The following is an 8943-nucleotide window of genomic DNA, read 5'->3' as shown; positions in this document are numbered from 1 at the left end:
GGACAAGGTCGCTTTGACTCTAGACTTCGTCGGATTACTTAACCGAGCACCTGATCCCGTGACCTTTAATGAGATACTTAATCAGCCTCATTCTGATACCGTGACTCTCATCGGGCAGTTTATTCATAGTGAGGAGTATATTGCTCGGTTTATGGAGTAATAACTATAACGTGGCGCCTAGTAAGTTCCTTTGTATTGTTACAGCGTACTCGACAAAGCATCTCAGCCAGTTTCAATGTCTATAGTCTAATTAGACTATAGACATTGAACACTCTTAAACGTATCGTCGTTAGCAATCGAGTTTGGTAATGAATGGCAGACTTTTTGCTTCTTCAATAAACATGAAGTTTGCACTTGGCACAGCAGCGAATAACTTAGCGTACTTGAACTGTGCGTTAAAAATCGATCACTCTTCACACAGAAATCCTCCCTTGGGTAGCCAAAGGTGAATTTCTGTGCTTTTTTGTTTATACGGTGCATCACGATGGAATACTAATACTAAAGCAATATTTTCCATACAGAAACATTATTTTGTTTTCTTGACTTACATCAATAGCACTCATACTATTCGCCCCCTTTATTACGCAAATTTTGTTTATGGAATTTCCTCAGTACGACTCATTCCTTCAATCCCTACATAGTTCGTTTGAAGTTCATTCGGATATCGGTATTACTATCGACCTAGTTTTACGAACAGTAACGGCTTCTGGCAATAACTCATCTGATACAAGTTCACAAGCACATCAATCTTTTTCCTTGATCTTTGAAGGAAATATAGAGAAGCAAATTCCGCAAGGAATGCACAGATTTCGTCATACACAGCTAGGTGAATTTGATTTGTTTATTGTGCCCATCGGACCCGAACGTGGAAGTAATCAAATGCGTTACGAAGCCATCTTTAATTAAATAAAAATCGGAGTTTTCATGTCAGAAATACCTGGCTCAAACCGCAGACATTTTCTTCTATTTGGGGGAGCAAGCGCCTTAGCGGCTACCGCAGTCGCCAATAATGTGACGTCATCTCGTATGCTCGCAGCCGATCATGCCGAAAGCAGTGCGTGTGAATTAAGCTTGGCAGCTAATTATTGTCTGCAAAATTTCTCACTCAATGACTTTAAACCACTACTAGGAGAGAAGTTTAAAGTTTCAGGCTTTCTATTTTCTACAGCACTACAATTACATGCCGTCACCTCACACTTAAGGGATGGAGATAAGCGCCCGCAAGAAAGTCGTAGCGAACCGTTTAGCTTGCACTTTATTGGAACAGGTAGAACCTCACTCAGTTCAGCTATCCAAGTCTTACATCATCCGCAGATCGGTTCTTTTAATGTGTTCGTCAACCAAATTGGTGGCGCAAATACTGCAAATGAAAAACACTATGAAGTTGTGTTCGGATAAATGACAAATCTTAATTGCGCCGATAAGGATGACGTGGTGATTAATTCGCACTTAGCGAATTCAATCAGCTTACGCGCGGTCGCGCAAAGTGATATGCCATCGTTACAAGCAATGTATAAGGACTCACGTGCTAAAGAAATGGCTTACTTTCCATTTACCGAAGAGCAAAGCATACAGTTTCTAGACATGCAGTTCAAAGCGCAACATCAGCATTATCAAACGCATTATCCGAACGCCTCGTATGACTGCATTCTTTTAGACAATGAGCTTATCGGACGACTTTATGTGAACCGCGACAAAAATGATATTCAACTCATCGATATCTTACTTTTTTCCTCGCATTGCAATCGCGGAATCGGCAGCTATCTCATCAGTCAATTAATAAATGAAGCCAACGACAGCCAGCGCCGAATCACGGCACATGTAGAGATATCAAATCCTGCTCGACATTTATATCAACGATTGGGATTTGTCGAAACGGAAAATCAAGATCCGTATATCTTAATTGTAAAAAAGCCGCTCTCAAGCTAGCGAGCCTTAGCGTAAAAATTATGAACAAAATTCACTTAAGAAATTGAAAGAAGCTACTTATGGCAACACAATATTTATCTGAAATACGCACCTTTAGCTTTCCTTACGCGCCGAAAGGTTGGGCACTGTGCAATGGACAGTTATTGCCGATTAATCAGAACACAGCACTTTTTTCTCTGTTAGGCACGATGTATGGCGGTAACGGAATAACTACTTTTGCGCTACCCGACTTGCGAGGCCGTACGCCAATTCATCAAAGCAATACTTACCCGCAGGGCGCAATCGGTGGGGAGGCAAGCCATGTATTACAGCTTAGTGAGATGCCTAACCATACACATCTGGTGCGCGCATCGGATACTACTGCCAGCCTTCTCATTGCCGATAATGCACTTTTAGCAAAAGCCTTAACGCCCAATTTTTCAGATACTTCACCAGGTAATGTCTATGAGCAGGCAAGCTCAATGCAAGCATCCGTTAGCGTTAACTCAGGTTATCAAGCACATACCAATATGCAACCGTATCTAACCCTAAACATCTGCATTGCTTTGCAAGGCATTTTTCCATCAAGAAATTAAGGAGCTAACTATGTCTGATCCATATATTGGAGAAATCCGGCTCTTCGCAGGCAATTTTGCGCCTAACGGCTGGCTATTCTGTGATGGGCGATTATTGCCAATTTCAGGAAACGATGCTCTGTTCAATTTGATTGGCACTACTTACGGTGGTGACGGACAAAATACTTTTGCCATACCCGACATGCGTAGCCGTCTGCCCATCCACCAAGGGACTAGCAACGGAAACAATTACATACTCGGCGCTACCGGCGGTGTAGAAACAGTCACTCTAACATCCAATCAAATTCCATCCCACACTCACGCGATGGTGAGCATGGCACCTACTGGCGCAGCACCCCAAGGTAATGCAACCCACCAATCGCCATTGACTCGATATCCGGCAGGCGGATCAACTAAAGTCTTTGCCGCCATTCAACCGGACGTGATGTTAAATGCTGCGGCTATCGAAAGTGTCGGCAACGGTCAGCCACATGCGAACTTGATGCCTTTCTGCTGCATCAACTTCATTATTTCAACATATGGGATTTACCCATCTCAGTTTTAAGGACTTCTCATGGCTGATCAATTTGTTGGTGAAATACGTCTGATGGCTTGCAATTTCGCGCCGTCTGGATGGGCCATGTGCAATGGCCAAATAATGGCTATTTCCCAAAATACAGCGCTATTCTCATTATTAGGAACTACTTATGGTGGCAATGGCGCATCAACTTTTGCGCTACCGAATTTGCAAGGAAGAGCCATCATGCATCCGGACCAAGGATCGGGATTGACCTCGCATTATTTAGGAGAGACAGGCGGAACTGAATCCGTTACCTTAACTAAGAACGAAATGCCGGCTCATAATCATCGCCTTCTTGCCACTCACGCTATAGCTACTACAAGCTCTCCCGCGAATGCGGCTTATGCTGTCGGCGCCAATGCCAAACCACAATATGGTCCGGCAAGCGGTTCGCCCGGAACGATGCATGCGTCAACCCTAGTCCCAACGGGAAATGGTACCGCCCACAATAATATGCAACCTTTCCTCGCGATGAATTTTGTTATCGCTCTAAATGGCATATTTCCTAGCCGTTCATAAGCTTGCGACGCTCCACAGGTACCATCTGCAACGATAAAATTTACAGAATACAACTATATGAATTACTTAACATTAAAAACAATCTCCCTTGGTTTTATCATACTTTCTTTGAGTGCTTGTGGAGGCAGTTCTTCATCTAGTAATGCCGCGAACAGTACCGCGAGCAGTACCCCGACGCCAGTAACATCGGTAAGTTGTAGCGGTGCAGTGAAAGAATTATTTGTTGCAATCCAAGGCACCTATAAGGGAACAACAGATCCGGCTTTTACAACAGGAGCTGGAAATCCTTTGACAGCTGGTGGAACCTATCCTGTCACCATTTCCGGCCAAGACTGTTCTATCCGTTTTACCGGAAACAAAGAGGCGAAATACAGCTTCGCGTTTAATGACCCAAGCAATACCGGCGCAAGTAATTTTGTAGGATTTTCTGGTAGCAGCATCACCTCCAATCCAGATAACTTAAATTTAACAGAATCTCAATACAACATTGGTATTAAGGGCGCCACCACTACGATAGAGCTCGAACGACGTATTGCTAAAAATGCGCCAGGAGAGGCTGTAGTAGATGGTGATTTACACCTTTTCTCAACGCCTGGCCCTAACTCCTTTGGCGGGCTACACCTTAAAGTCGCCAGCAAACAATAAATCTCATGCATGAGATTGAACAAGCTCTTATTTAACATCTTACAAACTATGCGCGTTCGAGCGCAAACATGCCAGTATCGGGTATCAAAATGACTTACGAATCAAATGCAGTGACCACAGAAAATACGACCAAATACAATCAAATTGCATTTATCGATAAGAGACTGCCCGACTACGAAACTATCGTAAAAAATCTAGCGTCCAATATTCAAGTTGTCCTATTAGATGGCGGTGCTAACGGGCTGCAAACCATATTATCGGCATTTGATGGTCGCACCATGTACGACGCGATTCATTTATTCTCACATGGCAGCGCAGCTAGCTTGCAGCTGGGTGACAGCTACTTGAATATCAACACCCTCAACTGGAGCGACAATCAATCCGCTTTAGAGAAAATTGGTGCAGTGTTGAAACCTGGCGGCGACTTCTTTATCTACGCTTGCGAACTCGCTAAAGGCGCGGACGGATTGCAGTTTATTGAAGACTTAGCACAACGTACTGGCAGCAAGGTCTCAGCATCGGATGACACAACGGGCGCAAACCATTTAGGGGGAAATTGGAATTTAGAAGTCACTGCAGATGCGAGTGGCCATCTGATCCAACAGTCCGCTTTAGGCCAAGCAACGAATGCAAGCATCGCGATACAGATGCAAACTTACGATGCTATTTTAAGTGGCACTTTATCAGGAACTGCGGTCGTTGATGTAGCAACTGGTCACGACTATCTATCCGCAACGCCTGGCACGACGCCACTCAATGCGCAAGGTGCGATCGAATTATCCAACGGTACACGTGTCGTTTTACTTGCGAATACAAGAGCCGACTACTACGGCATGGCGAACTTGGATAATCTGCAAATCGCGTTAGTTGATGGCGCAGGAACTGTGACGACTACAGTCTTAACAGGACAAGTGGCAAACGTTATCAATAACAACGGTGGCAATACGCATGACAGTAGCTCGACACAGACGAATGATGGCGCGAATATCGTCGCATTAAAGAATGGCTTTGTGGTCACCAGCTACTCTAATGATGGCTATGGCGTACAAATGTACAACAATGCGGGCACCAGTTTAAACATCAGTGCTCCGGGGAGCTATACATCGTCAGTTAATCCTAACTCTTATGCCATTGCGAGCTCTGATGGTGGCTTTATTTTGCTCTGGACTAAGAATAATTATCAGACACTCGAATTCCAGCGTTACGATAGTATTGGGAATCAAGTTGGTTCAACTGTTTCCACCGCATTCACCACTACAACACCGGTGATTCAAGGTGCTGCGGTGGACGCCAATGGTAATTTAGCGATTCCTGTCAGCAGCAACGATGTCTACACACACAGTCAGGTCATGATGTGGAGTGCAGCGAATAGTTTAACGGGCACTTATGACACTCCCTATTACCAAGTAGCGCCTAACGTTGCCGCTATATATGGCGGTGGCTTCGACTTGTTTGGGAATGACATTGCTTCAGGTGTCGGGAATACAAGTAGCTCCTACTATATTCAGTCATTAGCACCTGATGGAAGTCTGAGTAAATTAATTTCCAATACGATTCAAATCGGGCAAATCAAATCGATCAGTCGATCCTTGTCGGGAGATTATTTTATCGTCGGTGGAGCGGATTCGAGTAGCAACGATGGATACTTTGTAAATGGATTTAATCCTTCTACGGCAAGCACTAGCCTCATCGTATCGGATGCGACTAAGTTAGTGACGGCACCAACATTAAGTGCCGATGGTGATGTCATTGGTGCTTGGTCAAACAATCCAACGAAACAAGCGAATGGCTTTATAACCGATGGAACAATTTCTACGGTCAATTACAACGCCGCTTATCCTGCGGGAAATTTGCCCCCGACGATTTCTGGCTCCTATATCAACAACGGCATGCTCGATGACAATGCCTCTACGAATCCTTTTGCAGGCTTATCGGTCAGCGATGCCGATAGCGCAAATGGCTTTCTAACGATTACCTACAACTCGGCAAACGGAACCCTATCTGGTGCTGGTCTAACTGGAACGGCAGGCAATTACACTCTAGCGCTAGGAGGAACATCGTTTACCAGTTTAAGCAGTCAACTACGCGCCTTGGTTTTTAACCCAACATCCAATCAAGTCGCGCCAGGTAATTCAATAACTACGACATTTACCATCACACCTAGTGATGGACTACGCAGTGGGCGCGCCAATACGTTTACCAACGAAACGGCACTCTCAATCAATGATGGTCCATTAATTGACAGTAACGGCGGCGGCGCAAGCGCGACCATCAATGTCACCGAAAACACCACCGCAGTAACCACAGTACATGCAAGCGATCCAGATGTAGGTGGGGGGCCTACCGTTGTTTACAGCAAATCAGGAACAGATGCAGCGCTCTTTAATCTTAATACGAGCACGGGACAATTAAGTTTCATCACCGCACCGAATTTTGAAGCGCCCGGCGATGCGGATCATAACAATGTCTATAACGTCACCGTGACAGCATCCGATGGCAGCTTGAGCGATACCCAAACTTTAGCAATCACCGTTGTCAATGCCAATGAAGCTCCCACCATTACCAGTAACGGTGGAGGTGCCAGTGCCGCCATTTCAATAGCAGAGAATCAAACCGCAATCACCACCGTACAAGCAAGTGATGTTGATGCTGCGACCACCATCACTTATAGCATTTCAGGTACAGACGCTGCTCTGTTTGATATTAACAGCGCAACCGGTGTACTGACATTTAAAAATGCCCCCAATTTTGAAGCACCTGCCGATTCTGGCGCAAATAACGTCTACGACATTATCGTATCGGCATCCGATGGCGCATTGAGTGACACCCAAGCTATATCCATCATGGTAACAAACGCCAATGATGCACCTATCATCAGTGGACTTTCCAGCGCAGATAACCAAACCGTCTCTGCGAGTGCTAGTGCGATATTAATTGATCTGGGAACACCTACAACCGTCAGCGATGACGACAATGCTAATTTCAACAATGGTAGTTTAACTATTGCATTCACCTCAGGGCGCGCCAGTGGCGATGTACTTTCATTCTTTGTCGGTGGCAGTATTTCACTCTCAAACGGCAGCAATGTCGGAAGTAACGTCTCGGTAGGTGGGCAAAATATAGGTTCAATCGCTAACAACGGTACTGGCATTGGCGGCGATAATTTAATTATCAATTTAAACTCCGCAGCAACCGCAGCGCGTGTCTCAACGCTCTTACAAAACATCACTTTTGACGCCACAGGCACCCAAGGGGATAGGGTCATCAGTGCCACACTCAACGACGGACAGCTAAATTCAAATAGCGCCAGCACCACTATCACTGTAAATACCAATCCAACGGTAGCGATTACAAGCAATAGCAATGTACTCAAGGCTGGCGAAAGCGCTATTATTACCTTTACATTCAATGAAACGCCTGTTGGATTTACTGATACGGATATCACACTTACCGGCGGCTCAATAAGTGCGCTGACCGTTGACGCAATAGACAATAAAATCTACACCGCCACTTTCACTCCTACTGCCGCAACGCAAAGCTTGAATGCATCAATCAACGTAGCTGCAAATACCTTTAAAAATGCAGCGAATGAAGACAATTTAGCGAGCACAACTAACGTTTCGATTACCGGTGACACGCTCACGCCTTGGATTACCAGCATTGTTCGCCAATCACCCGCTAGCGCAACCACCAACTCCAGCAGTGTTACTTATGCAGTGAGCTTTAACGAGAGTGTTTCTGGTGTTGATATTAGTGATTTTTCCTTAACTAAAACGGGAGCGACAGTTGGAAATATTTCTGCCATCAGCGGTAGCGGAAGTAGCTACATCGTTACCGTTAACGGCATTAGCGGTGACGGTACTTTACGCCTAGACTTAAATGCAAGCGGCACCAATATCTCTGATGCTGCGTCAAATGCGATCAATGTGGGATTTATCTCTGGGCAGACTTACACTATAGATCAGCCTGCCATTATCAGTGCAAACTATGACGCCAATTCGGGATCACTTGTTGTGACAGGCAAAAGTTTTGTTTTGGGCGACGCGATTGATGTCTCCAAACTCAGCATTATTGGTCAGGGAGGCGGTTCTTATACGCTAACGTCACCAAGTGTCACCGCTAGCAGTACCACAGCATTTTCTGTCACCTTAAATGCGGCCGACAAACTGGCCATCAATGGCTTGCTCAATAAAGATGGCACGACAGCAGTTGATACCACTAGCTTCAACCTAGCCGCTGCCGCTTCATGGAACGCCACCACCACTTCCGGTGCAGATCTAACAGGCAATGCAATTACCGTTTCTAACGTCACTGCACCAACGATTACGTCAGCGGCTTACGACGGGACTTCCCATGTCTTCACCATTACAGGTACTAACCTCGTTAAAACGATTGGTGCCACCAATGATGTGACGATTTCTGCCTTAACCATTACGGGTGAAGGCGGTGCAACGCGCACATTGTCGACAACTGGCAATGTGGAAATCACAAGCGCCACGAGCTTTACCTTCACTTTATCAGGCGCCGACATTGCAGCTGTCGACTTATTACTTAACAAGAACGGCAGCAGTTCTGCTGTTAGCGCCACTGCCTATAATATTGCGGCGGCCGATGACTGGAACAGCGTCATCACCGGTGGCAATATTGCCGACCTGACTGGCAATGCCATCACTGTCTCGAATGCGGCACCGAACATCCTGAATGCAACCTATGACG

At 45.5% G+C, this 8943-nt stretch carries 8 protein-coding genes; all 8 read left to right on the top strand.

Annotated elements, in window-relative coordinates; translation table 11 throughout:
* Positions 1-597: 597 nt before the first annotated feature.
* Positions 598-906, top strand: a complete 309-nt coding sequence (locus tag ACFFJH_RS18120; RefSeq protein WP_390214379.1) for a DUF6916 family protein — start codon at positions 598-600, stop codon at positions 904-906.
* Positions 907-924: 18 nt separating this feature from the next.
* Entirely contained in the window at positions 925-1398 is a 474-nt protein-coding gene (locus ACFFJH_RS18115) for a DUF6916 family protein (RefSeq protein WP_390214378.1), read from the top strand.
* Positions 1399-1929, top strand: coding sequence for a GNAT family N-acetyltransferase (locus ACFFJH_RS18110; protein WP_390214377.1), 531 nt, complete (start codon positions 1399-1401; stop codon positions 1927-1929).
* A gap of 59 nt (positions 1930-1988) precedes the next feature.
* Complete coding sequence (locus ACFFJH_RS18105) at positions 1989-2504, top strand: phage tail protein (RefSeq protein WP_390214376.1); 516 nt, start codon at positions 1989-1991, stop codon at positions 2502-2504.
* 10 nt (positions 2505-2514) lie between these two features.
* A complete protein-coding gene (locus ACFFJH_RS18100; protein ID WP_390214375.1) occupies positions 2515-3048 on the top strand; it encodes a phage tail protein in 534 nt (177 codons plus the stop codon).
* Positions 3049-3057: 9 nt separating this feature from the next.
* Positions 3058-3582: a phage tail protein gene (locus tag ACFFJH_RS18095; RefSeq protein ID WP_390214374.1), complete on the top strand. Its 525-nt coding sequence runs from the start codon at positions 3058-3060 to the stop codon at positions 3580-3582.
* Between the two features lie 57 nt (positions 3583-3639).
* A complete protein-coding gene (locus tag ACFFJH_RS18090; protein WP_390214373.1) occupies positions 3640-4227 on the top strand; it encodes a hypothetical protein in 588 nt (195 codons plus the stop codon).
* Between the two features lie 89 nt (positions 4228-4316).
* Positions 4317-8943: DUF4347 domain-containing protein (locus ACFFJH_RS18085; protein WP_390214372.1), on the top strand; the 4627-nt coding region annotated here is incomplete at its 3' end.

It is taken from the genome of Affinundibacterium danionis, assembly GCF_042432465.1.
GTDB lineage: Bacteria > Pseudomonadota > Gammaproteobacteria > Burkholderiales > Burkholderiaceae_D > Undibacterium > Undibacterium danionis.
Note: the sequence above shows the minus strand (reverse complement) of the source record. Positions and strands in the feature narration are given on the sequence as shown.